The following is a 24,152-nucleotide window of genomic DNA, read 5'->3' on the forward strand; positions in this document are numbered from 1 at the left end:
GATAGAAAACGCAGTGTTTGCCGGTGTCATATTGCATGATCGTACCCTCAGAAAAATGAGCCTCCGACCCGGCTGCGGCTCATTTTTCTGAGGGTACGATCATAAAGCGATTCTTTCACGCTGAAGCAGGTCCGACTGGAAGTCGGAGGGTTTGCTCCACGGCGTGGATACTGAACAAAGATATCTTCGGGAACTGAAGGCGAAGTTTTGTAGTTGTGAGAAAACTTCAAAAATCGCAAATTTTGGCGTAAAATTCATAAAGGGTCCGATTGCGATGGGCTTTTCGGGTGGCGATCTCAAATTTGCAATGAAATTTTATCAAGAAAACGAATAATCAAATTTCAGTAATTTGCCAACCAAATGCCCAATCTCCGATTGGGCAGCGCCTGAACCGCCCCCACGGGGCGGGCGCTTCTCGCCCACCCCTCGGTTCGGGCGCGGCGTATTTAACGAACGCATCGCTTAACCTTGTCTGCCCCCGGGGCTCCGCCCGTTCAGGCCTGAAACTGTCCCCCGGACAGTTTCCAAGTCGGCCTTCACCCCTAAAAAATCCCGTCACCGCCCTGTTTATCCTCACTCGCCTTGTCGACGGCCACGACGGCACCTGCGCCGTGCCTTACATCACCCATGCGCGCCTGAAATGTGTGGGTTTCACCCGCGCGGCATTGGGCCTATACCGCATCAAAACAACAAAACCTGGATTGACCGTTATGCCCTGCGCCCTGTGCTCTGCCGATGCCCCGCTCACCTCTTTTGACGTCACCGGCGGCCCCGACGGCGCCAGCGTCGAGATTTGCGAAACCTGCGAGGCGCAGATCAACGGCACGCCCGAGCCGGACCATTGGCGCGCGCTTGCCTCGACCATGTGGTCCGAAGACCCCGCAACCCAGGTAATGGCCGCGCGCATGCTGGCCCGCCTGACGGATCAGGACTGGGCCCGCGATCTTGCCGATCAGCTCTGGCTTGACGACGACACCCGTGCCTGGGCCGATAACGTACCCCAAGGCAGCGACCACAAGGACAGCAACGGCGTGCCCCTCGCGCAGGGCGACACCGTGGTTCTGATCAAGGACCTGGTGGTCAAGGGCGCCAATTTCACCGCCAAGCGCGGCACCGCCGTGCACCGCATTTCGCTTGTGCATGACAACCCCGCCCATATCGAGGGCCGGGTTGAAGGCCAGCGGATCGTGATCCTGACCGAGTTCGTCAAGAAGCGCTAGGCGCGCTTAGTTGACGGCCTTTTCAAGCGTCTGCCCGGCATTCTGAATATCGCGGCCAGCCCCTTGAATGGTTTCACAGCCCGCAAGGCCCAAAACGGCGATCAGGCCGAGTGCAATCATACGCATGTCTGTCTCTCCAATCAGAATGGTGTGCTCTCTATACCCCTCTCGCAGAAGGGATGCGAGCGGGGTGTGACATGGATCAAGGCAGGATGCGCAAAGCTTTGCCATACCCTCTGGCGACGCGCGATTATCCTTGGGAGAGCACCATGTTACGCCTTGGTCTGATATTGCATCTTTTCATCGGCTCCACCCTGTCGGGGTCTGCCATTATTGTCGCGCTCGTGATGGGGCATGGCACGCTCACGCCAATCCTGATTGCGGCCGTCCTTGGGTTCTTGATGGCCATACCCGCCACCTGGATGGTGACCAAGATGCTCTACGAGCCCCGCTGATCAGCCAAGCCAGGTGCGCACGGCCGCCTCGAATTCGCGCGGTTTTTCGGCATGGAGCCAATGGCCCGCGCCGGGAATCTTGGCGAAATGCGCCGCCGGGAAAAGCGCCTTGATCTGCGCGCGGTCCTCGCGTTTGACATAGTCCGACAAGGCCCCCGACAGGAACAGGGTCTTGCCCTCGTAAGCCGTTGAAATATCTGGAAAGCCAAGGATGTGCGCCATGTCCTTTTCCAGCACATCGAGGTTCAAAAGCCAGCGCTTGTTCTTGACGTCAAGCGCCTGAAGAAAGAACGGCACAAGATCGGGATTATCGACCAGCGGCAGCAATTGATCCGCCGCATCCGAGCGCTTGGCGATCCCGCTCAGATCCACCGCCTGCATCGCCTTGATGTAATGGATTTGCGTATGCGCATAGGCCACCGGCGCGATATCGGCCACGACAAGGCGGTTCACAAGCTCGGGCCGCGTCAGCGCAAGCACCATCGCCGCCTTGCCACCCATCGAGTGGCCAAGCACGTCGTAGGGCCCCTCAAGCGTCTCAAGAACCTCGGCAAGGTCCCCGGCCATATCGCGATAGGAATGCGTATCCTGCCAGTCACTTGCGCCGTGGTTGCGCATATCCACCGCGACCACGTGACGGGTATCGGACAGCCGCTTGGCAATCACCCCCCAATTGCGCCCCGAGCCATAAAGGCCATGCGCGATAAGCAATCCGGGGGCCTCGGTGCGCACCCCATGTTCGATCATGTTCAACATGCCCCCTGAATATCGCCCCAATCCGCCAAGGACCAGCCCTATTGAGCGCATGACACAGAGCCGCTAGGGTTACACCAAGGAGAACGCCCAAGTGATCGACACCGAGGATTTCAACACCCGGCTTAAGCGCCTGCAAACCGCCCTGCGCGAGCGGATGCGCCTGCGCGGGCGCACGCTTGAGGCGCAGCTGCGCCGTGCCGGGCGACGCCTGCCGAAACGACAACGCCGGGCCGGCGCGATCATTCTTGGCGCACAGGACTGGATGGCCCACCCCAAGCTTGCGCGGGTGCTCGACATCTCACAGGTCAACAATGCCTTTGCCGACCTGCACGCCCATCTCGACGGCATCGACCCCAAGGAAGACCGCAAGACCGCGATCCTGCGGCTGTTGGGCGGCATGGTGCTGAACCTTGCCTTGCTGGTGGTTCTGCTGGTTCTGGTGATGAGGTGGCAAGGCGCCATGTAAGCGCTGATGGGCGCCTATGTTGTCTTGAAAACAGCGAAATGACGGAAACACCAGACGTTCGGACAGCAGCCTGCAATGCGGCTTTCACTCTCCCGACTGCGCCGGAACAGGGGCTTTCTTGGTCCATGCCTCGCCCAAATAGGGCATTTGGGCCTTGCCGTCTTGCTGCGGCAACCCATAGCTCAATCCGCGCCCGATCCGGTGGACAAGCGCCGACCAGGCCTGTGCCAAGGGCGGTGACAACTCTTGCTCCAGCACCGCGTCGAACAGCGACAGCCAGACAGGAAAGTGCTGGGTCTTGACGTTCCCCGCCGCCATGTGGGCCTGCATCGGGTTGCCATCATAACAGCGTTGCAGCAACAAGGCGTTACGCCAGAACCGCCCGATCTTTTCTTCATGCGTCGGCCAGTCTGTTATATGCGCTGCAAAGATTGGCCCAAGCGCGGGATGCGCCCGTACACGCGCATAAAATTGCAACACGACCCGGTCGATCTGCGCCTCTGTGACAGGGATGCGCGGAGGCATCATCAAACCACGACGACCCAGACGACAAGCAGGCTTAGCACAAGATAGACAAGTGTGTTCACCATCCAGCGGATCAGGCCCGCCTCGCCTTCCGGGTCAACCCCAAGACGTTCGCAGGCTTTGGTTCCGGGCCATAGAAATGCTTCAGACAGGGTCATTGGGTCAACTCCTTAATAGGTATTTATGTTGCGCATTATATACGGCTTTTAATTGCGTATTGTAAATGCTAAATAAGATGACATGCGATTGGACAAATTCACGGATTACGCCCTGCGGGTATTAATGACGCTAGCAGTACGTGCGCCTGCACGGGTGCCCACATCAGAGATCGCCACCCTTCACGGGTTGTCCGAACACCACCTGTCGAAGGTCGCGACCCAGCTTGCCAACGAGGGTTTTGCCGCCTCGGAAAGAGGCCGCAAAGGCGGGCTTACTCTGGCGCGTCCGGCGGATCAGATCCGCATCGGCGATGTCGTGCGCGCCATGAAGCGCAATGATCCGGTGGTGGAATGTTTCGGGACAGACAAATCCTGTCTAATTCTGCCCGCCTGTGGGCTGCGCGAGCCTTTGGCACAGGCCCAGGAGGCGTTCTTTGCAACGCTTGACCGCTATACGCTAGCCGATGTGACACGCTCGCGACGCGCCCTTGCCGCCCTGCTTGATACGTGAGCGGCATCTGCCGCTGAACGCCCCAGGCAAATCGTGGTGACCCCATAAAAAATCCCGCGCGGCAGGGGCCACGCGGGGTTTTGGTTTTTAAACGAGTGAAATCAGAGGTTCGGGTAAAGCGGGAAGCGGGCGCAGAGTGCCGCGACTTCGCCTTTTACCTTGGCCTCGACCGCGCCGTTGCCCTCTTCGCCATTGGCGGCCAGACCATCGACGACCTCGATGATCCAATCGGCGATCTGGCGGAACTCGGCCTCGCCGAAACCACGGGTCGTGCCCGCGGGCGAGCCAAGACGGATACCGCTGGTCACGGTCGGCTTTTCGGGATCAAACGGCACGCCGTTCTTGTTGCAGGTGATATGCGCGCGGCCCAGGGCCTTGTCCACGATATTGCCGGTCACGCCTTTGGGGCGCAGATCAACCAGCACAACATGGGTGTCGGTACCATGGGTGACCGTATCAAGACCGCCCTTGATCAGCTGATCGGACAGCGCCTGTGCGTTGGTGATCACCTGCTGGATGTAGGTCTTGAATTCGGGGCGCAGCGCCTCGCCAAAGGCAACCGCCTTGGCCGCGATCACATGCATCAGGGGGCCGCCCTGAATGCCGGGGAAGATCGCCGAGTTGAACTTCTTGGCCAGCGCCTCGTCATTGGTGAGGATCATGCCGCCACGCGGACCGCGCAGGGTTTTATGCGTGGTGGTGGTCGCCACATGCGCATGCGGGAAGGGACTCGGGTGTTCGCCCGCCGCCACGAGGCCGGCGAAATGCGCCATGTCCACATGCAGATAGGCGCCAACGCTGTCGGCAATTTCGCGCATCTTGGCAAAGTCGATCTGGCGCGGGATGGCAGAGCCACCGGCGATGATCATCTTGGGTTTATGCTCTGTCGCCAAGGCTTGAACCTGGTCGTAATCAATCAGGTTATCCTCGCGGCGCACACCGTATTGAATGGCGTTGAACCATTTGCCCGACTGATTGGGCGCCGCGCCGTGGGTCAGGTGACCGCCGGCATCAAGGCTCATGCCGAGAATGGTATCGCCGGGCTGAAGAAGGGCCTGGAACACGCCCTGGTTGGCCTGGCTGCCGGAATTCGGCTGAACGTTGACGAACGCGCAATCAAACAGCTTGCAGGCCCGCTCGATCGCCAGATTCTCGGCGACATCGACGTATTGGCAACCGCCATAATAGCGCCGTCCGGGATAGCCTTCGGCGTATTTGTTGGTCATCACACTGCCCTGCGCTTCCATCACGGCGGCAGAGACGATGTTTTCAGAGGCAATCAGCTCGATCTCATCGCGCTGACGGCCAAGCTCGGATGTGATCGCGCCAAAAAGCTCAGGGTCGCGCGACGACAGGGATTCGGTGAAAAAGCCTTGATCCGCAACAGGCTGGTTTCCATCATGGGGCATTGTGACAACTCCGGCAGGGGTGAATTTCATGGATTTCCTATAGGAAACCCGATCGCTTTGAAAGAATGTAAAGCGACAAAACCCGGCGACAGACCGGCATGGCTGGTCTATGGGGTGAATTTATGGTTCGATCCGCGCCAGACCTTCGCCCTTTGGAAACAGGACAACCGCCGCATGACCCGCAAGATCGCCTTTGTTGCCAGCGATGCGCCCACCGCACAGACCGCGCTTGCGGCGTTGACCCAGCGCTTTGGTCAGGTGCCCGAGGCCGAGGCCGATGTGATTGTGGCCCTTGGCGGCGATGGCTTCATGCTGCACACGCTGCACCGCACCCAAAACCTCGACATTCCGGTGTACGGCATGAACCGTGGCACGGTCGGGTTCTTGATGAACGAATATGGCGAGGATGACCTGCCGGAACGTCTTGAGGACGCTGTCGAAGAGGTGATCAACCCGCTGTCGATGCGCGCGGAATCGCGCGATGGCAAAATCCACACCGCGCTTGCGATCAACGAGGTCTCGTTGCTGCGCGCCGGGCCACAAGCGGCCAAGCTGCGCATCAGCATCGACGGGCGCCTGCGCATGCCGGAACTTGTCTGCGACGGCGCGCTTGTCGCCACCCCGGCCGGATCAACCGCCTATAACAATAGTGCGCATGGCCCGATCCTGCCGATTGGGTCGGATGTTCTGGCGCTGACGGCGGTGGCAGCGTTTCGCCCGCGTCGCTGGCGTGGCGCACTTCTGCCCAAGACCGCCTTGGTGCGCTTTGACGTGATCGAGCCCGACAAACGCCCGGTCATGGCCGACGCCGATAGCCGTTGGGTCGAAGACGTGCTCTGGGTCGAGATCAAATCCGACGCCAGCATTTCGCACCGCATCCTGTTTGATGCCGGCCACGGCCTGGAAGAGCGCCTGTTGCGCGAACAGTTCACCTAGACACCCGGGCATTGGCGGGCTGGCATTGCAAACAGCGGCCCTGTGGACCCGACCACCGTCGAAACTTGTTAACCAGCCCGGAATAAAGGCGCTTGCGCCGCCGGGCCAGCGACGGCCCGTTCCGGCGGGCTGGCGCTTGCCCGGCACCCTTGCCAATTGAGCGCAGGCGCGTGCAAATACACCTCTCTGGCCTATTCCGTACCGCCCGCGACATCCAAAAGCGCCGTCGGATTGCACAGCACAAGCCCCCGGCCCTGGCGCGCGACGATGCCGTCCTGTTCCCATTCGCGAATCTGGCGATTGACGCTTTCACGTGTCAGCCCCACCAGATCGCCAAGATCGGATTGCGAGAACCTCTCTGACAGTTGGCGGCGGCCATCGGGCAACGGTTCGCCCCATTTTTCGGCCAGATGCAGCAAGAGCCGCGCCAAGCGCGCCTGCCCGTCGGCAAGCACATGCGCGGTATACATCGCCGAGGTCTCGCGCAGGCGACGGCACAGCGTCTCGATCACTCCAAGGGCGGCCTCCGGGTTGTCCTTGAGCAGCCCGGAAATCTGTGGCCGCGTCAACACCAGCCCGTGCACCCGCGTCGCCGCAACCACGTCGGCGCTGCGCGGCATGCCATCAAACGCGGCCAGTTCGCCCACCATGTCGCCCGCGCCAAGATGGGTCAGGATCGAGCGGCGGCCATCGCTTGAGGTGCGGCTTATCTCGACCCGCCCCTTGGTGATCAGCATCATGGTGCTGTCCTCGTCGCCAGTGCCATAGATGGTTTGGCCCGAGGCGAATTCGACGGCGCGGCCATGACGTTCAAGCAGGGTCCGAAACCCTGTATCTTCGGTCAGGTCAGTCGTCAGCGATAAAGGCATACTTAAAAAATCCCGTTTTTCTCACGACTTTGTGAGGTGTATCACAGCGCAGCGCGCCCGAACCTGCAACAGTTGTTTTGCGTCTTATGCATCTGGGTGTCCCAAGCCCTTTTTATCATCCCAAACTTTGCCCGCTGATGCCGGGACGCACCGGTGACACGAGGTTCTAATCGTTCTTCCCGACGGGGGCCTCAAATCGGTAAAGCTGTCTGGCCCGGCGTTTGTGAGTACGTCGCGCCAGACAGTACTTTTTCAGCAAGTTTTTGAGTATCAAAGAAGGCCCCGGTCGCTAACACCGGGGCCTGATTTTTATCTTTCAGGGCAAACGCTTACTTGGCCAGACCAATCGTTTGAAGCGCAACCTTGATTTCATCAAGAATGGCCGGATCATCAATCGTCGCGGGCATCTTGTATTCGGCACCATCGGCGATTTTGACCATGATCCCGCGCAGGATCTTGCCCGAGCGTGTCTTGGGCAGACGATCCACCACCACCGCAAGCTTGAAGGCCGCGACCGGCCCGATCTGATCGCGCACGCGCTTGACGATTTCCTTGACCACCTCGGCCTCGTCACGATCGGCGCCACTGTTGAGACAGAGGAAACCGACCGGCGCCTGCCCCTTGAGGGCATCACTGACCCCGATCACGGCGCATTCGGCGACATCCGGATGCCCGGCCAGAACCTCTTCCATGGCGCCCGTAGACAGGCGGTGCCCGGCCACGTTGATCACGTCATCGGTGCGCGCCATGATATAAAGGTAACCGTCTTCGTCGATCATCCCCGCATCGCCGGTCTCGTAATAGCCCGGAAAGGTGGTGAGATAGGATTTGCGGAACCGCTCTTCGGCATTCCAGAGCGTCGGCAAAGTGCCCGGCGGCAACGGCAGCTTGACCGCAATCGCGCCAAGTTCGCCGGGCTTCATCGGGTGGCCGCCCTCGTCGAGGATCTGCACGTCATAGCCGGGCATCGCCACGGTGGGCGAGCCGATCTTGACCGGAAGCGCCTCGATCCCTGCGGGGTTGCCCGCGATGGCCCAACCGCTTTCGGTCTGCCACCAGTGATCATAAACCGGCACGCCCATTTCGCGCTGTGCCCATTCGATGGTGTCGGGATCGGCCCGCTCGCCCGCCAGATAAAGCGCGCGCAGACAGGAGATGTCGTAATCCTTGATCAGCAAGCCCTTGGGGTCTTCGCGCTTGATCGCCCGCAGGGCGGTCGGCGCCGTGAAAAAGCTGCGCACGTTATGCTCGGAAATCACCCGCCAGAAAGTGCCGGCATCCGGCGTGCCAATCGGCTTGCCCTCGAACACGATCGTGGTGTTGCCGCTGATAAGCGGGCCATAGCAGATATAGGAATGCCCCACGACCCAACCCACATCAGAGGCCGCCCAGAACACATCGCCTGGATCGACGTCATAAATGTTCTTCATGGTCCAGTTCAGCGCAACCAGATGCCCCGCCGTCGGGCGCACGACGCCCTTGGGCGCGCCAGTGGTGCCGGAGGTGTAAAGGATATAGGCCGGGTGATCGCCCGACACCGGCACACATTCGGCCGGCTCGACACCGGCCTGAAACCCGTGCCAATCAAAATCGCGATCCGGGATAAGCGCCGCGACTTCCTGTTCGCGCTGAAAGATCACGGTGAAATCGGGCTTGTGCGTCGCCTGTTCAATCGCGCCGTCCAGAAGCGGCTTGTAGTGTACCACGCGCCCCGGCTCGAGCCCGCAAGAGGCCGCGATGATCGCCTTGGGCGTCGCATCGTCGATCCGCACCGCAAGCTCGTGCGCGGCAAAGCCGCCGAACACGACCGAGTGGATCGCACCAAGGCGCGAACAGGCCAGCATCGCCTCAAGCGCCTCGGGCACCATCGGCATGTAAATGATGACCCGGTCACCCTTCTCAACGCCCTTGGCGCGCAGCGCCCCGGCCAGACTCGCGACGCGTGTTTGCAGTTCGGCGTAGCTGATCTTGTGCTTGGTGTCGGTGATCGGGCTGTCATAGATGATCGCGGTGCGCGCGCCATTGCCTGCTTCGACGTGGCGGTCGACGGCGTTGTAACAGGTGTTGACCTGCGCATCCTTGAACCACTCGTACAAAGGGGCGTTGTCGTCGAAAAGCGCCTTGCTTGGTTTCTCGACCCAGTCAATCGCCTCGGCCGCCTTCATCCAGAACGCGTCAGGGTCTTGCTTCCAGCCGTCGTAAAGCTCTTTGTATCCCATGGTATCCTCCTCCAATCCGTTAAATATGTGTTAGGGACCGCCTGCCCCTGCGGCAAGCTTCTTGCGCAGCAGCGTGGCAGATTACCGCATAAACTTTGCAGAAATACGCAAAAAAGGTCTGCAAATTTTTGCAAACCCTTCACTTTTATGCGGATCAGCGGCCCACCCGATCAACTTTGCAAATCTGCAAAGAAATATCGTGCAAACCCGATGATTCCCTATCCGTAATGCGCCACCGGCGTGCCCGCAATGGCGGCCATGTTCAAAAGACCGCGCGCGGTGATCGACGGCGTCACGATATGAACCCGGTTGCCCATGCCCATCAGGATCGGCCCAACCTCAAGCCCGCCGGCCTTCATCTTGAGGATATTGCGCACCCCAGAGGCCGAATCCGAATTCGAGAAGATCAACACGTTGGCCGCCCCCTGCATCCGGTTACCCGGCAAAAGCCGCTCGCGCAGGTCGGCATCAAGGGCCGCATCGACATTCATCTCGCCCTCGTAACTAAAGTCGCGGGGGGACTGATCCAAAAGCGCAATCGCCGCGCGCAATCGCTTGCCGGAATCACTACCCTGATTGCCGAATTGCGATTGCGAACAGAACGCCACCTTCGGCTCGATCCCAAAGCGGCGCACGTGGCGCGCGGCACCGATGGCGGTCTCGGCAAGGTTCTCGGGCGTCGGCGACACCCGCACGTGGGTATCCGCGATAAACAACGGCCCATCTTCGAGGATCATCATCGAAAGCGCGCCATGCGGGGTATATTGCGCACTGCCAAGCACCTGTGTCACGTAATTCAGATGCCAGCGATATTCGCCGAACGTGCCGCAAATCATGCTGTCGGCCTCGCCGCGATGCACCATCACCGCGCCGATGGCGGTGGTATTGGTGCGCATGATCGCCTTGGCCAGATCAGGAGTGACCCCGCGCCGCTGCATCAGCTCGTGATAGCTCCCCCAATAATCGCGATAGCGCGGATCATCCTCGGGGTTGACGATGTTGAAATCGCGACCGGGCCGGATATCAAGGCCCATCCGCTCGCAGCGCTGTTCGATCACCGAGGGGCGACCGATCAAAATGGGCTGTTCGGTGGTCTCTTCCAAAATGGCCTGCGCGGCACGCAGCACGCGCTCATCTTCGCCCTCGGTAAAGACGATCTTGCGCGACGCGGTCGCCGCGGCCTCGAACACCGGACGCATGAGCAAGGCGGATTTGAACACGCTCGCGTCAAGCTTTTCCTTATAGGATTTGAGATCGGCAATCGGCTTGGTCGCGACACCGGTTTCCATCGCCGCGCGCGCCACTGCCGACGACACGATCCCCGACAGGCGCGGGTCAAACGGTTTCGGGATCAGGTAGTCAGGGCCAAAGGTCATCTGCTCGCCCTGATAGGCAGCGGCCGCCTCGGCGCTTGTGCTGGCGCGGGCCAGATCGGCGATGCCCTGAACACAGGCGACCTGCATGGCGTCGTTGATCTCGGTCGCGCCCACATCAAGCGCGCCGCGAAAGATGAACGGAAAACACAGCACGTTGTTGACCTGGTTGGGAAAGTCGCTGCGCCCGGTCGCGATGATCGCACCCGGCACCGCCTCGCGGGCAAGATCGGGCATGATCTCGGGGTTGGGATTGGCCAGCGCAAAGACAATCGGCTGGCTCGACATCTTCTTGACCATCTCGGGCTTGAGGATATTGGGCCCCGACAGACCAAGGAACAAATCCGCCCCGTCAATCACCTCGTCCAGTGTGCGCAGATCGCTTTTCTGGGCAAAGGCAGCCTTCTCGGGGTTCATTTCGACCTCGCGGCCCTCGTAAACCAACCCGTTAATGTCGCAAAGCCAGACATTTTCGCGCTTGACGCCAAGCTTGAGCAGCATGTTGAGACAGGCAATGCCCGCCGCCCCGCCGCCGGTCGAGACCACCTTGATCTCGTCGAATTTCTTCTTCGCCACGAAAAGCGCGTTGGTCGCGGCGGCGCCGACCACGATGGCGGTGCCGTGCTGATCGTCGTGAAATACCGGGATGTTCATGCGCTCGCGGCAAATTCGTTCAACGATGAAACAATCGGGCGCCTTGATGTCCTCAAGGTTGATCGCACCAAAGGTCGGCTCAAGCGCGCAGACGATTTCGGCAAGCTTTTCAGGGTCGCTTTCGTTCACCTCGATATCGAAACAGTCGATATTGGCGAACTTCTTGAACAGGACGGCCTTACCCTCCATCACCGGCTTTGACGCCAAAGCGCCAATACTTCCAAGCCCAAGCACCGCCGTGCCGTTGGTCACCACCCCGACAAGATTGCCGCGCGCGGTATAGCGGCTTGCGGTTGCCGGCTCGGCCTTGATCTCAAGACAGGCCTCGGCGACACCGGGGGAATAGGCCCGCGCAAGGTCGCGCCCGTTGGCCATCGGCTTGGTCGCGCGTATCTCAAGCTTACCAGGCCGAGGGAATTCGTGATAATCCAGAGCGGCCTGGCGTGCGGTATCCTTGTGGCTGTCGGTCATGAAACCCTCCCCTCAAATCAAGTAGTTTAATATTAAACTACCCTTTCGACACGCTCATATCATGCCGCGCCAACTTTTCAAGTCTCAGCTTGCACGTGTAGCGCGTCCTGCGCAATGATCATCACCACGCTCGAACCTGCGCGCGCCCGACCACTCGCCCGACGTTGCCCTTAAGGCCGTTTTCTGGAATGACAGATCAAACCCACTGGCCGCACAGCCCAAAAGGACCGCACATGACCCAGCATCTGACCATCGTCAATCACCCCCTCGTGCAACACAAGCTTACCCTGATGCGGGAAAAGGATACCTCGACCGCCGTTTTCCGCCAACTTCTGCGCGAGATCAGCCAGCTTTTGGCCTATGAGATCACCCGCGAGCTTCCGATGACCACGCAAGAGATCGAAACCCCGCTTGAGAAAATGGATGCCCCGGTTCTTGCCGGGCGCAAGCTTGCGCTGATCTCGATCCTGCGGGCCGGAAACGGGCTGCTTGATGGCATGCTCGAACTCATTCCCTCGGCGCGGGTTGGGTTTGTCGGGCTTTACCGCGATGAAAAAACCCTTCAGCCGGTCAAATACTACTTCAAAGTGCCCGACAACCTGGCCGAGCGCCTTGTGATCGTGGTTGACCCGATGCTTGCCACCGGCAATTCCTCGGCGGCCGCGGTGCAGATGCTCAAGGATGCCGGCGCCACGAATATCCGGTTCCTGTGCCTGCTTGCCGCCCCCGAAGGCGTCGCCCGCATGAAAGAGGCCCACCCCGATGTACCCATCGTAACCGCCTCTGTCGACACGCGGCTGAACGAAAAGGGGTATATCCTGCCGGGACTAGGGGATGCGGGCGACCGCATGTTTGGCACAAGATAAGCTATAAACTGTTTACTATATGGCGCAAATAAGGCAATCTGCCCTCAACTGTATCCGAGGGCAAAATGAACCTGTCGAGACTACCCATTATCGCCATCGCAGCCGCCCTGTTTGGGGCGATGCAAGGCAACGCGCAATCGCTGCGCGACGCGCCAACGCCCGCTGAATTTCCGGCCAGTTCCTATCAGGGTCGGCAATATGTGGATAGCCGGGGCTGTGTGTTCATTCGTGCCGGTGTTGGCGCCAATGTGACGTGGGTGCCGCGTATCACGCGCGACCGCAAGGCGCTCTGTGGCTTCCAGCCGAGCGTTGCCAAGGCGGCACCGGCGGCGGCTCCTGCCGCCAAACCGGCACCGGCAGAGGTTGCGGCCATTGCCCCCGCCCCGGCCAAGCCGACACGCGCCGTGAGCGCGCCCGCCGCGAAAGCCACGCCGCCGAAACCGGCAGGACGTGCCGCCGCCGCGCCCCCTAAAACAGTGCGCCGCACGGTCAAAACCGCCCCGGCCGTTGCCGTGGCGCCTGTGCGTAAAGCCCCCGCATCCCCAACACCTGTGCGCAAGGCCGCCGCGCCGAAAGTCACGCAGCGCGGCACGATCATCGCCCCGCCCGATCCATCACGCACCGCCTGTGCCGGGATGAGCAGCCTGTCGGCCGCCTACATGGTGCAGCACAAAGGATCGCCGGTCCGCTGTGGCCCGCAAGCGACCCGGCATGTGACCTATGGCAAGCGCGTGACGTCGCCCGCAGCCCAGCCCAGACTCGTGACCCGCGAGAGCGCCGCGCGCAGCACCGGACATGCCGGTCGCGCCACCCGCGTCGCCCCCGCCCGCGTCTATGCGCGCCAGAAAAATAGCGCCGAGGGTGTCTATGTTCCCGAGGGATATAAACCCGTGTGGGAGGATGATCGCCTGAACCTCAAGCGCGCCCATCAGACCTATGCCGGCATGGACCAGATGGAGGTCATGTGGACCAACACCGTGCCGCGCCGCCTGATCAATCGCCGCTCGGGGCGTGAAGTAAGCCACAATTTCCCCGGCCTCACGCCGCCCTACACCAGTTTTGCACAGCAACGCGCCGCCGGTGTGACCGTCTCGACCCAAGGCCGCTTTGTGCCCGATCCGATCACGGTGCGGCGCAGCACGCGGGTCAAACCAGTGGCGGCAAAGGCACCGCGCGCCACGGTCTCGACTCGCTCTGCCTCCGCCAAATCCGCAGGCGCGGCAAGCCATCGCTATGCACAAGCCGGTATTTTCGCCGATCCGACCCAGGGCAAGGCCGCCGCACAAAAGATCGCGCGCGCCGGGCTTTCTGCGCGACGCGGCACTCTCAACCGGGATGGCAGGGCTCTCACAGTCGTGCTTGCCGGGCCGTTCAAGACCCAGGCACAGCTTGACGCGAGCGTCAGCAAATTGCGTGGCATGGGCTTTGGCAACGTGGTGTTGCGCAAGTGATAAGAGGGCGCGGCGGGTCTAATCCCGCCGCCCGATCAGCCGGGCCATATCAAGCATCCGGCACGAAAACCCCCATTCATTGTCATACCAGCCGAATACCCGAAGCAATCCGCCCACCGAAACCGCGGTTTGCGGCCCGCTCAGGATGATCGATTCCGGGCGCCCGCGCAGGTCAGATGACACCAGCGGCTGTTCGGTCCAGCCAAGATAGCCATGCGCTTTGGCCGCCTCTTGCAGGCGGGCGTTGACCATCTCTTCGGTCACCTCGGCGCGGGTTTGAACGGTCAGGTCGATGCAGGACACGCTGGCGGTTGGCACGCGGATGGCGCGCGCCTCGATCCGGCCCTTCATCGCGGGCAGAACAAGGTCGGTCTGATGCTGCGCACTGGTGGTGGTGGGCACCATCGACAGGGCGGCGGCACGGCTTCGCTCGGGGGCGGCGCGCGGCTTGTCCACGGTCGGCTGGCTTCCGGTATAGCAATGCACGGTGGTCATCTGGCCGCTGATCACGCCGAAATTCTGGTCGAGGATCTTGAGCAGGGGCGCAAGCGCGTTGGTGGTGCAGGACGCGTTGGAAATGATCCGGTGATCGCCAAGCGCCTCTTCATTGGCCCCCATCACCAGCGTGACATCGGCCTCGGCCGAGGGCCCCGAGACCAGAACCGCGTCGGCGCCGGCGGCAAGGCCGCGTTCGGCTATGGCCCGCTTGCCGCCCATACCGGTGCACTCCAGCACAAGATCGACCCCCGTTAAATCAAGCGACCGCAGATCGGCTTCACCGTGGAAAGGAATGCTGCGGCCATCCACGATAAGGGCCTTTTCCGCCATGCCCACCTGCCCCGGCCAGGGGCCAAAAACGCTATCGTATTGAAACAGATAGGCGCAGGTCGCCAGGGGCTCGATCTCGTTGATCAGCACAAGCTCGATATCCGCCGCGTCGCGCATGAGGATGCGCAAAAGAGTGCGGCCAATCCGGCCAAAGCCGTTGATCGCAATGCGAATGGGTTTGCGTGGCATGGGGCCCTCCGACGTGACAGGTCAATAAAGCTGACATTGTGACGGGACGTGGCGATTGACCAGTGCTAAAATACAATTTGATCAAAAAGAAATGTAGCAAACATCTGCGCAGCGCAGACGCAAGAGCGCGACAAGCTGTCGGCAGGCTGACCCTGAAAGGTGCTAAATGGCGGGCGTGAAAAATCCGCGCCTCAGGCCGAGGCGAACAACGCATCACTGGGCGAAAAAACCGCCCCCGCCTCAAGCGCCATCGTCAGACGGCGCGCCTCGCTGAGAGGCAGCACGGAATATTGCGGCTCTTCCTCGGGCCCCAGGGCATAATCCAGCAGATCCCGCGAGGACGGGCACAGGAACATGAGGCCATGCTCGGCAAAGACAACCTGTTCTTCGCCAAAATGCAAGACCGTCACCTCGGCATCCGGGGCGGGCGGCACGCGCGACACACCTTCGGCACCATCAAGTGCCGCCGCAGGCAAAAGGGCAAATGGATCGCCCCAGATCGTCTCGGCCATATCGCTTTCAAGCATGACCGCCTGATGTGGCATGATGGTCAGCCGACCACGGTTGCCCAAGGCCCCGCAGGCAAGTTCAAGTGGCCAGAACTGTTGCGGACAGGCATAGCTTCCGGTCCAGAGCGGTTGACGGATCACACCACTCAGCGGCTGAAGCCCGTTGTCAAAGGTCAGAACGCGATCCCCGGCCGTCAGCGCCTCAACCCGGCGCCAACCAGTGGCCGTCGCCACCCGTGTGCCCGACACCAACCCGGTCATCACACCATCGGGGTCTTGCGCCGTCCCCGTCGGCGCCGCCCCCCAAATCGGTCTTCCGGTCTTTGCCCCAATCCAACCCAGCATCATCCGTCCCATGTAAATTTCAGCAGCGCCCGTAGCAGCAGGCAGGTCCACCATTGCGTCAACTTATTAACGTTGCATTATCGTGACCCGGTTTGGCCCGGAAAAAGGCAGAATTATGGCATCGTTGCCTCTGCGGCGACAGCATCCTGACGCATTTACGATTGGTTAACAAATCCCGTCCAATCTCACGAAAACGCGCTAAAAAGCATAGCCGAAGCGGGCAATATCCTCGGCCGAGATCCTCGCCAAAAGGGCGGCGTCAGAATCGCTGTAATAGCTCCGGTAATCGCTGATTTCGCGCGAAGAGCGGTTGGCCTGTGGCAAATCGAGCCTGAAGCCAAGATGCTCCCAAAGCGGGGCGGTATCCTCGTCAAGATGCTCAAGCCGGATATAGCGGGTGCAATACTCCGCCCCATCCGAGGCGGTCATATAGACCCGCGCCGGGCTTGCGACCCAGGCCTTTTGCGTCAGCGCTGCGTTCAGAAATCCGCTGAAATCAACCCTCTGGGCAAGGTGCACCGCAGGATGCTCAAATGTCTGGCCGCACAGCCAGTGATAATAGCTGACCATGCGATCCCACGGATTGCGCACGAGGGTAAAGGTAAACGCCTCGCGGATCGTGGTTAACGGCACAAGCCCCTCGATATCCGCCAATGTCGCGTGTTTCCACAAGCGCCCGGCCGCCTCTGCCCCCTTTAGTCGCTTGGCGCGCCGCTTCGCCTTGGGGGTATCGCCAATCAGGATATCATCGGCCATCGCGCGCCCCTCAAGCGCCAGCGCCATAGAGGTGCCACCGGTCTTGGGGATATGCACAAAGATGAAACCGCGCCCGGATGAGATGATCATGCCCCCACCCTACCCGCTTGTCAGGCGGCGAAAAGCCCCCATATAGCGGGGATGGAAAACCGGGGGTAAAATCATGATGGGATATCTGCGTACCGCCGTCTTGATGGCGGCGATGACCGCGCTTTTTCTTGGGATCGGCGCGCTGTTGGGCGGCACCGGCGGCGCGATGATCGCGCTTGTGATCGCCCTGGCGATGAACGCCTACACCTGGTGGAATTCGGATCGCGCGGTGTTGCGGATGCACGACGCGCGCGCCCCGACCGGCCCCGAGGGCAAAGCGCTTGAACGGCTGGTGCATGACATGGCCGATCGCGCCGACATGCCGCGCCCAAAGGTCTATATCCTGCAAAATGCTCAGCCCAACGCCTTTGCCACCGGGCGCAATCCGGAAAATGCCGCCGTGGCCGCAACCACCGGCCTTTTGACCCGGCTGAGCGAGGCCGAAATCGCCGCCGTCATGGCCCATGAGCTGGCCCATATCCGCAACCACGACACCACCATCATGACCATCACCGCGACCTTCGCCGGGGCGATCACCATGCTGGCGAATTTCGCGATGTTCTTCGGCAACAACCGCAACAATTCGCTCGGCCTGATCGGCACGCTGGCGCTGATGGTGTTGGCCCCGCTGGCGGCCGGCCTTGTGCAGATGGCGATCAGCCGCAGCCGCGAATACGAGGCCGACCGCATCGGGGCCGAGATTTGCGGCAACCCGCTCTGGCTCGCTTCGGCGCTTGAACGGATATCGGGGCTCGCCGCGCGGATCGACAACGACAGCGCCGAGCGCAACCCGGCGACGGCGCATATGTTCATCGTCAATCCACTGCATGCCCATGCCCGCGACCGGCTGTTTTCGACCCACCCTGATCCGGCCAACCGCATCCGCGCCCTGCGCGAAATGGCAGGGGAGCAAACACAAGGCGTGGCCGGTCCTTGGGGATAACGCGCCGATTGATCCGCACACCATTGCATGCCAACCCGGATTTCCCGTAAACAAGGCGCGATCTGCAACGAAAAGAGCGCCCCCATGTCCGATGCATCCCCCTTCCTGTCCTCTTTTCACAGCGTCGAAGAGGGCTGGATCGACTTCAACGGTCACATGAACATGGGCTATTACACCGTGCTGTTTGACCGCTGCGCGGACGAGGCCTTTGCCGAAATGGGCTTTGGCCCGGACTACGTCAAAACACGCGGCCACAGCACCTTTTCCGCCGAATTCCACATCCGCTACCTGCGCGAGATCAAGCTTGGCGACCGGGTGCGCAGCACCTTTCACCTGCTCGATCACGACGAAAAACGCTTTCACAGCTTTCAGGAGTTGTACCATCAGGACGGCTGGCTTGCCGCCACCGGCGAGGGCATGACCCTGCACGTAGATTTGTCTGGCCCCCGCGTCGCACCGATGCCCGACGACATCCTGACCCGCGTCGCCGCCATGGCCAAAACCCACGCCACCCTGCCGCGCCCCGAAGGCATCGGCCACAAGATCGGCATCCGCCGCAAGACGTAGGGTGGCGCCCCGCGCGCCGCTTGCCTTCAATCCCCGGTTCGGTCACCCTTCTCGGAGTTGACCGGGAGCGTTGCGCGTATGAGTACATTTGCAGACATCGCCGACAAAAGCGGCACCATCTGTGTCGGCGCATTGGCCTTCGCCCTGGGCGATCCGTCGGGCGGAACCCTTGCCGCCACGGGCATGGCCGGACTGGCCGCTATCGGCGTCACTCTTCGCAAAACCTGCGCCAAGCGCGCCTGTGACGCGGCTGCCAAGGCGACCCTCACCGCGATACGCCGGAATTTGCCGAGGTCAGTCTCATCCGCGTCGAAACCCTGTTGCAGGACCGCCAAGAACATCAAAGCCTGATCGTGGCCTACAAGAAAGAGACGGCGCAAGAGCGGATCACTGCTCTGGTCACCCTCCTTCACAGCACCATCCCGTTTGACGGCGACACCGATGAGGTCAAAACCCTGATCCGCCGCGCCCTGACCGCCGCGATGCGCGCCTGCTATGAACACAAGGAATTTCGCGCGCAACTGAGCGAAGAAACCCTGATCGACATCGCCCGCAAGACCGACGGCATTGCGATCACGCTTGACCGGATCGAGACGGCTGTCAAAGATATCCCGCAGCAGGTGGTCGACGCCCTGATAGCGCAAGGCATTCTCCCGGCTGGTGCCACAAATACCGGCGTCACCTTGGACGACCTCAAGACCATCGCGCGCTCTTTCGGGGGGATGCCTATAAAACCGCCTCTGAAATCATCGCCTTCTTGCAATCCAAGGCCGATGACATGACGCGCTTGGTTGCCGAGATAGAAGCAATGCGCGGTCTGTCTGACCGGATTGACAACATTGTTGGCGCGGCTGCCGAAGCGGTCCAAAAGCGAAATCTGGCTGAGGCCCGCGAGATTTTGGATAGTGCCCGTGAAGTGCAGAAAGAAGTGCTGCGCAAACCGCTTGAGGTGAATGCGACATTGCTGGAGAAAACCGCCGAGATTGATTTGATCCAAGGCCGGGTCAACGACGCCTTCAAAATCCTCTCCGCCGCCGCCGACAGCTTCGCCAGCATCAACCCGCTGGAACCCGCCCGTCGTCGGGTGACTTACGCAATCCAACTCTACAATCACGGCCTGCGCTTTGGTGACCCCGGCATGACCCTCTCCGCCCAAATGATCCGCGATGCGCTGACCCATCTCGATAAATCCACCGCCCCCGACCTCTGGGCGCACGCTCAGAACAACCTCGCCGCTGCCCTCAGCACCCAAGCCGCTCGAACCGAGGGCGCCGCGGGCACTGCCCTTTTGGCCGAGGCCGTCACCGCCTATCGCGGCGCCCTCACCGTCTTTACCCGGCAAGATCACCCGGTGCACTGGGCCATGACGCAGGAAAATCTGGCGATCTGCGAGGTGGCCCGCGCCGATCATGACACCACGGCCGATCCCACCCCGCATCTGCGCGCAGCGCTGGAGTATGTCGAGGCCGCGCTGACCGTCTTTGACCCCGAGCACATGCCCTATGATCACGGAACTGCCACCGCCCTCCGCGACCAGATCAAGGCCCGCCTGTCAGGCGAGTGAGCCACGCGCGAGAACCCCTCTCGACGCGGGGCGCATGCATGCGCTAGGCTCTGAGTCGGACACCATTATCCTTGCAAGGCGGACCCGACCCCTATGATCCAACTGCTTCTCCGCCGTCTGGCGCTTGGCTTTGTCACGGTCTGGCTTGTCTCGGTGATCATCTTTCTCGGGGTCGAGGCCCTGCCCGGCGATGCCTGCACCGCCGTTCTGGAACGCGACGCCCATGGCGAGGCGCTTGCGAAATGTCGCGCCGATATGGGCCTCAATGCCCCTGCCCTCGCGCGTTATGTCGATTGGGCCGGTGGCGCAATTCAGGGCGATTTCGGCGTGTCGGCCAATGGGCAGGACAGCATCACCGAGATCGTCGGCTATCGCGTCCGCAACTCCCTTTTGCTCGCGGCAGGCGCGCTAAGCGTGGGAATTCCATTGTCTATTCTCCTGGGCGCCATGGCCGGCCTTTGGCGCGATACCTGGGTTGATATCCTGTTTTCCACCGGCGCGATCTTTGCCATGACCATCCCCGAATTTGTCGCCGCGACCATCCTGATCCTGATTTTCGCGATCTGGCTTGGCTGGGTACCGGCCATCGTTTTGACCCCCGCCGACGCGCCGCCCTTGGAATTTTTCCCCGAATTCGTGCTGGCGGCTGTGGTTCTGACCATGATCATGATCGCCCATATCATGCGCATGGTGCGCTCTTCGGTGATCGAGGTGATGGCCAGCGATTACGTCCAGATGGCCACCCTCAAGGGCGTGCCCTATTGGCAGATCGTCTTCCGCCACGCCCTTCCCAACGCCCTTTTGCCCGCGATCAATGTGATCGCTTTGACGGTGGCCTGGCTTTTGGGCGGCGTGGTCGTGGTTGAGGTGGTGTTCAACTATCCCGGCCTCGGGCGGCTGTTGATTGATGCGATTTCGGATCGTGATTTGCCGGTGGTGCAGGCGATCACGATGATCGTCGCCGCCACCTATGTCGGCGTCAATCTTGTGGCCGATATCCTTGGCCTTGTCCTAAACCCGCGCCTGCGCAGCCATCACATGAGGCGCGGATGAGCGCCGCCACCACAACGCCCCGACGCTCGCGCGCGCTTAACACGCTGCGCGATATGGCGGCGCGGCCTTCGGGGGCGATTGGCCTTACGCTTGTGACGCTGCATCTGGTGATGGCCCTCATGAGCCCCTGGATCGCACCGTTTGATTACAAGGAAATGAACTCGGCCCTGATCCTTGGCGGCCCCTCGGCCGAGCATTTGCTTGGCACCGATCACCTTGGCCGCGATGTCTTTACCCGTGTCCTGTTGGGCGGGCGCGAGGCGTTTCTCGTCACCGGAATCGCCACGCCGATTGCCATGCTCTGGGGCGGGATGCTCGGGGTTCTGCTGGGCCTGCGCGGCGGCTGGATCGACGAGGCGATGATGCGCCTGGTCGATGCCTTTCTGGCGCTGCCCGGTATCCTGCCACTCTTGGTGCTGATCACCGTTTTCGGAAGTGGCAACGAGGTTCTCACCCCCACGCTTGCCTTCTTTTTCGGCATCCCGGTGATCCGCGTCGCCCGCGCCGCCGCACACGAGGTCGTCGCCCGCGATTTCATCTCGGCGGCGCGCGCGCGCGGCCACAGCCCGCTTTCCATCGTGCGCCACGAGATTTTGCCCAATGTCACCGACACCCTTCTGGTCGAGGGCGCAATGCGGTGGTCCTGGATGCTGCTTGGCTTTTCCGCCCTGTCGTTTCTTGGGTTTGGCGTGGCCCCACCGATGGCCGACTGGGGGCTGATGATTTCGGATGCGCGGGTTTACATGTCGCTGGCGCCCTGGGGGGTTCTGGGGCCGATGATTGCGCTTTCTTCCCTGATCATCGGGATCAACCTGAGCGCCGATGCCCTGGCCAAGACCCTCGGGCTTGATCAGGGTCGAAAGGCGGTGGTCTGAGATGGCAAACCCGCCCTTGATCGACATACGCGGCCTCTGCGTCGGGTTTCGCGGTCGCTCTGGCGCGATGCTGCCCGTTCTGCATGGCATCGACCTTCAGGTCTGTCGCGGCGAAAGCATCGGCATTGTCGGCGAAAGCGGGTCGGGCAAAAGCACGCTGGCGCTTGCGGCGATGGGATATCTCAAGCATGGCCTGCAAAAAATCTCGGGCGAGGTGATCTATGACGGCGCCGATATGTTCGCGCGCAGCCCCAGCGAGCTTGCCAAAATACGCGGCGGGCAACTTGGCCTTATCCCGCAAAATTCCGGTCAGGCGCTGACCCCGACGATGCGCATTGGCCGCCAGCTTGACGAGGCATTGCGCCTGCATTGCTCTTTGCCCGAGGGCGCACATTCGGACCGCGCCATCGACCTTTTGACCCAGGTGCGCCTGCCTGATCCGGCGGCAATCCTGCGCCGATATCCGCACGAGTTGTCGGGCGGGCAACAGCAACGCGTGGCCATCGCCATGGCGCTTGCGGGCGAACCTGACGCTTTGTTGCTCGACGAGCCGACCACCGGTCTTGATGTCACCACACAGGCGCATATCCTTGATTTGCTTCGCGAATTGGCACGCGCACGCAATATGGCGATGGTTTACGTGAGCCACGATTTGGGCGTTATCGCGCGGGTCTGTGACCGCGTGCAGGTGCTTTATGCAGGCGAAACCGTGCTGGAGGGGCCGGTGCGCGCGGTCCTGAAAAGCCCAGATCATCCTTATGCACGCGGCCTTCTGGCCTCGATCCCGCGACTTGGCGACCGCAGCCTGCCGCGCGCTCTCGACGGGCGCCCGCCCGCCCCCGGCGCCGACAGGACCGGCTGTGTCTTTGCGCCGCGCTGTGCGCTTGCGACGGATCATTGCCAGACCTTGCACCCCCCGATTATCACGGGCGAGGCCGGGCAAGCGACCCGCTGTTTCTACCCCGAGCAAACCTCTGAGATCGACATGACAGGCAGCGGCGCGCCGCTGAGTTGCTGCGCCGAAAACAGCCCCCTTGCGCTCTCTCTCAACGGGGTGGCGATCCGTTATGACCGCCCCGGCGCCCTTGCCCGTTTCATGCCTGCCCGCTCCCGCCCTCCGGCCACGGTCGACGACATCACCCTGAGCCTGACCCTGGGCGAAACGCTTGGCCTGGTCGGGGAATCCGGCAGCGGAAAATCCACCATCCTCAAGACCATCGCGGGCCTCTTACCCCCGGCCGAGGGCACACTCACCCTTGGCGACGGAACCGCCCTCACGCCGCGCGTGGAACAGCGCCGCCCGGATCAGTTGCGCCGCATTCAGATGGTGTTTCAAAACCCCGACGAAAGCCTCAACCCGCGTCAATCCGTTGCCAATATCCTTGGCCAGCCGCTGCGGCTCTACTTTGGGCTAAAGGGCCGCGAATTGCGCGCGCGCGCCGCCGAACTGCTCGAAACTGTGCGCCTTGGCGCGCATTACCTTGATCGCCGCCCCGGGCAACTCTCGGGCGGCGAGAAGCAACGCGTCGCCATTGCCCGCGCCTTTGCCGCCACCCCCGAGATCGTGCTTTGCGACGAAATCACCTCGGCGCTTGATGTTTCGGTTCAGGCGGCGGTGCTTGAGCTGCTCAATGACCTCAAGGCGCGCCACCAGTCGACATTTGTCTTCGTTAGCCATGACCTGACCGTGGTGCGCGCCCTGTCGGATCGCGTCGCCGTTCTCTATCAGGGGCGCCTGTGCGAAATCGGCCCGGCGGCGGCAGTCTATGGCGCACCGTCGCACCCCTATACCAAGGTGCTGCTCAATGCGGTGCTTGAACCCGATCCCGATCACGTCCCGCACTTGCTGACCGAGGACGCCACGGAACTCTCGCCACCGGCCTGCGGCTGCCCGTTTAAGCACCGGTGCCCGGTCAAGATCGGGCGCCTCTGCGACACCGATACGCCGCCTTGGCAAGAGGCAACGGACGGCCACGCCATCCGCTGTCACATTCCCCTTCAAGACCTGAGCAAACCCGATCCTGTATGACACGGGCCATGGGCTTCTTCTTGGCAAAAATACTCAAACTCCAACTTTGCCTACACACGCCACAA

The 24,152-nt window shown here is 61.6% G+C and carries 26 protein-coding genes; 15 read left to right on the forward strand and 11 right to left on the reverse strand.

What is annotated here, in order from left to right:
- Positions 1–710: 710 nt before the first annotated feature.
- Positions 711–1,220 (forward strand): PhnA domain-containing protein, encoded by a 510-nt coding sequence (locus ROG8370_RS14485; protein WP_085827896.1) that lies wholly within the window; start codon positions 711–713, stop codon positions 1,218–1,220.
- 6 nt (positions 1,221–1,226) lie between these two features.
- Here the strand turns inward: ROG8370_RS14485 and ROG8370_RS20250 are convergent, their stop codons facing one another.
- Entirely contained in the window at positions 1,227–1,346 is a 120-nt protein-coding gene (locus tag ROG8370_RS20250; RefSeq protein ID WP_139838169.1) for an entericidin A/B family lipoprotein, read from the reverse strand.
- Positions 1,347–1,489: 143 nt separating this feature from the next.
- Between ROG8370_RS20250 and ROG8370_RS14495 the strand changes: the two genes are divergently transcribed.
- Entirely contained in the window at positions 1,490–1,675 is a 186-nt protein-coding gene (locus ROG8370_RS14495) for a CTP synthetase (protein ID WP_085827898.1), read from the forward strand.
- Here the strand turns inward: ROG8370_RS14495 and ROG8370_RS14500 are convergent, their stop codons facing one another.
- The gene (locus ROG8370_RS14500) at positions 1,676–2,431 is read right to left on the reverse strand and encodes an alpha/beta fold hydrolase (RefSeq protein ID WP_085827899.1); all 756 of its coding nucleotides are present in this window, start codon (positions 2,429–2,431) and stop codon (positions 1,676–1,678) included.
- Positions 2,432–2,522: 91 nt separating this feature from the next.
- Here ROG8370_RS14500 and ROG8370_RS14505 point away from each other — a divergent pair, with 91 nt between their 5' ends.
- Entirely contained in the window at positions 2,523–2,897 is a 375-nt protein-coding gene (locus ROG8370_RS14505) for a hypothetical protein (protein ID WP_085827900.1), read from the forward strand.
- Between the two features lie 84 nt (positions 2,898–2,981).
- Here the strand turns inward: ROG8370_RS14505 and ROG8370_RS14510 are convergent, their stop codons facing one another.
- Together ROG8370_RS14510 and ROG8370_RS20620 are read right to left on the reverse strand one after the other, a co-directional pair.
- Entirely contained in the window at positions 2,982–3,425 is a 444-nt protein-coding gene (locus ROG8370_RS14510) for a group III truncated hemoglobin (RefSeq protein ID WP_085827901.1), read from the reverse strand.
- The gene (locus ROG8370_RS20620; RefSeq protein ID WP_170925257.1) at positions 3,425–3,580 is read right to left on the reverse strand and encodes a hypothetical protein; all 156 of its coding nucleotides are present in this window, start codon (positions 3,578–3,580) and stop codon (positions 3,425–3,427) included. Before ROG8370_RS20620 ends, ROG8370_RS14510 begins: the two co-directional genes overlap by 1 nt.
- Positions 3,581–3,662: 82 nt before the next feature.
- Between ROG8370_RS20620 and ROG8370_RS14515 the strand changes: the two genes are divergently transcribed.
- Entirely contained in the window at positions 3,663–4,091 is a 429-nt protein-coding gene (locus ROG8370_RS14515; protein ID WP_085827902.1) for an RrF2 family transcriptional regulator, read from the forward strand.
- A gap of 101 nt (positions 4,092–4,192) precedes the next feature.
- Here ROG8370_RS14515 and glyA read toward each other — a convergent pair whose 3' ends face one another.
- A complete protein-coding gene (gene glyA / locus ROG8370_RS14520; protein WP_085827903.1) occupies positions 4,193–5,500 on the reverse strand; it encodes a serine hydroxymethyltransferase in 1,308 nt (435 codons plus the stop codon).
- Between the two features lie 174 nt (positions 5,501–5,674).
- On the opposite strand from glyA, the gene ROG8370_RS14525 reads away from it, so the two are divergent.
- On the forward strand, positions 5,675–6,436 hold the full coding sequence (locus ROG8370_RS14525) for an NAD kinase (protein ID WP_085827930.1): 762 nt from the start codon (positions 5,675–5,677) through the stop codon (positions 6,434–6,436).
- A gap of 191 nt (positions 6,437–6,627) precedes the next feature.
- Here ROG8370_RS14525 and ROG8370_RS14530 read toward each other — a convergent pair whose 3' ends face one another.
- The 3 genes from ROG8370_RS14530 to ROG8370_RS14540 form a co-directional block, all read right to left on the reverse strand.
- On the reverse strand, positions 6,628–7,305 hold the full coding sequence (locus ROG8370_RS14530; RefSeq protein WP_085827904.1) for a Crp/Fnr family transcriptional regulator: 678 nt from the start codon (positions 7,303–7,305) through the stop codon (positions 6,628–6,630).
- Between the two features lie 329 nt (positions 7,306–7,634).
- On the reverse strand, positions 7,635–9,524 hold the full coding sequence (gene prpE, locus ROG8370_RS14535; RefSeq protein WP_085827905.1) for a propionate-CoA ligase PrpE: 1,890 nt from the start codon (positions 9,522–9,524) through the stop codon (positions 7,635–7,637).
- Positions 9,525–9,742: 218 nt separating this feature from the next.
- Entirely contained in the window at positions 9,743–12,022 is a 2,280-nt protein-coding gene (locus ROG8370_RS14540) for an NADP-dependent malic enzyme (protein WP_085827906.1), read from the reverse strand.
- A gap of 233 nt (positions 12,023–12,255) precedes the next feature.
- Here ROG8370_RS14540 and upp point away from each other — a divergent pair, with 233 nt between their 5' ends.
- On the forward strand, positions 12,256–12,888 hold the full coding sequence (gene upp / locus ROG8370_RS14545) for a uracil phosphoribosyltransferase (protein ID WP_085827907.1): 633 nt from the start codon (positions 12,256–12,258) through the stop codon (positions 12,886–12,888).
- Positions 12,889–12,953: 65 nt separating this feature from the next.
- On the forward strand, positions 12,954–14,339 hold the full coding sequence (locus ROG8370_RS14550; RefSeq protein ID WP_085827908.1) for an SPOR domain-containing protein: 1,386 nt from the start codon (positions 12,954–12,956) through the stop codon (positions 14,337–14,339).
- Positions 14,340–14,357: 18 nt separating this feature from the next.
- Here the strand turns inward: ROG8370_RS14550 and ROG8370_RS14555 are convergent, their stop codons facing one another.
- The 3 genes from ROG8370_RS14555 to ROG8370_RS14565 all read right to left on the reverse strand — a co-directional run bounded on the left by ROG8370_RS14555 (position 14,358) and on the right by ROG8370_RS14565 (position 17,056).
- Positions 14,358–15,356 (reverse strand): type I glyceraldehyde-3-phosphate dehydrogenase, encoded by a 999-nt coding sequence (locus ROG8370_RS14555; RefSeq protein WP_085827909.1) that lies wholly within the window; start codon positions 15,354–15,356, stop codon positions 14,358–14,360.
- Positions 15,357–15,547: 191 nt separating this feature from the next.
- On the reverse strand, positions 15,548–16,210 hold the full coding sequence (locus tag ROG8370_RS14560) for a Hint domain-containing protein (protein ID WP_085827931.1): 663 nt from the start codon (positions 16,208–16,210) through the stop codon (positions 15,548–15,550).
- A 198-nt stretch (positions 16,211–16,408) separates the two neighbouring features.
- Positions 16,409–17,056 (reverse strand): sulfotransferase family 2 domain-containing protein, encoded by a 648-nt coding sequence (locus ROG8370_RS14565; protein WP_085827910.1) that lies wholly within the window; start codon positions 17,054–17,056, stop codon positions 16,409–16,411.
- 76 nt (positions 17,057–17,132) lie between these two features.
- Here ROG8370_RS14565 and htpX point away from each other — a divergent pair, with 76 nt between their 5' ends.
- The 8 genes from htpX to ROG8370_RS14605 all read left to right on the forward strand — a co-directional run bounded on the left by htpX (position 17,133) and on the right by ROG8370_RS14605 (position 24,087).
- Positions 17,133–17,999, forward strand: a complete 867-nt coding sequence (htpX, locus tag ROG8370_RS14570; protein ID WP_085827911.1) for a zinc metalloprotease HtpX — start codon at positions 17,133–17,135, stop codon at positions 17,997–17,999.
- Between the two features lie 84 nt (positions 18,000–18,083).
- Complete coding sequence (locus ROG8370_RS14575; protein ID WP_085827932.1) at positions 18,084–18,566, forward strand: thioesterase family protein; 483 nt, start codon at positions 18,084–18,086, stop codon at positions 18,564–18,566.
- Positions 18,567–18,644: 78 nt separating this feature from the next.
- A complete protein-coding gene (locus ROG8370_RS14580; RefSeq protein WP_085827912.1) occupies positions 18,645–18,917 on the forward strand; it encodes a hypothetical protein in 273 nt (90 codons plus the stop codon).
- A 2-nt stretch (positions 18,918–18,919) separates the two neighbouring features.
- Positions 18,920–19,348, forward strand: a complete 429-nt coding sequence (locus ROG8370_RS14585) for a hypothetical protein (RefSeq protein WP_139838170.1) — start codon at positions 18,920–18,922, stop codon at positions 19,346–19,348.
- A complete protein-coding gene (locus ROG8370_RS14590; protein ID WP_085827914.1) occupies positions 19,345–20,130 on the forward strand; it encodes a hypothetical protein in 786 nt (261 codons plus the stop codon). Before ROG8370_RS14585 ends, ROG8370_RS14590 begins: the two co-directional genes overlap by 4 nt.
- Before the next feature lie 93 nt (positions 20,131–20,223).
- Positions 20,224–21,183 carry an ABC transporter permease gene (locus ROG8370_RS14595; protein WP_085827915.1) on the forward strand — a complete coding sequence of 320 codons (960 nt, stop codon included), beginning with the start codon at positions 20,224–20,226 and terminating at the stop codon, positions 21,181–21,183.
- A complete protein-coding gene (locus ROG8370_RS14600; RefSeq protein WP_085827916.1) occupies positions 21,180–22,058 on the forward strand; it encodes an ABC transporter permease in 879 nt (292 codons plus the stop codon). The genes ROG8370_RS14595 and ROG8370_RS14600 overlap by 4 nt, the downstream gene beginning before the upstream one ends.
- A gap of 1 nt (position 22,059) precedes the next feature.
- Positions 22,060–24,087 (forward strand): ABC transporter ATP-binding protein, encoded by a 2,028-nt coding sequence (locus ROG8370_RS14605; RefSeq protein WP_085827917.1) that lies wholly within the window; start codon positions 22,060–22,062, stop codon positions 24,085–24,087.
- The last annotated feature ends 65 nt before the right edge of the window (positions 24,088–24,152 follow it).

This window comes from Roseovarius gaetbuli (assembly GCF_900172365.1).
GTDB lineage: Bacteria > Pseudomonadota > Alphaproteobacteria > Rhodobacterales > Rhodobacteraceae > Roseovarius > Roseovarius gaetbuli.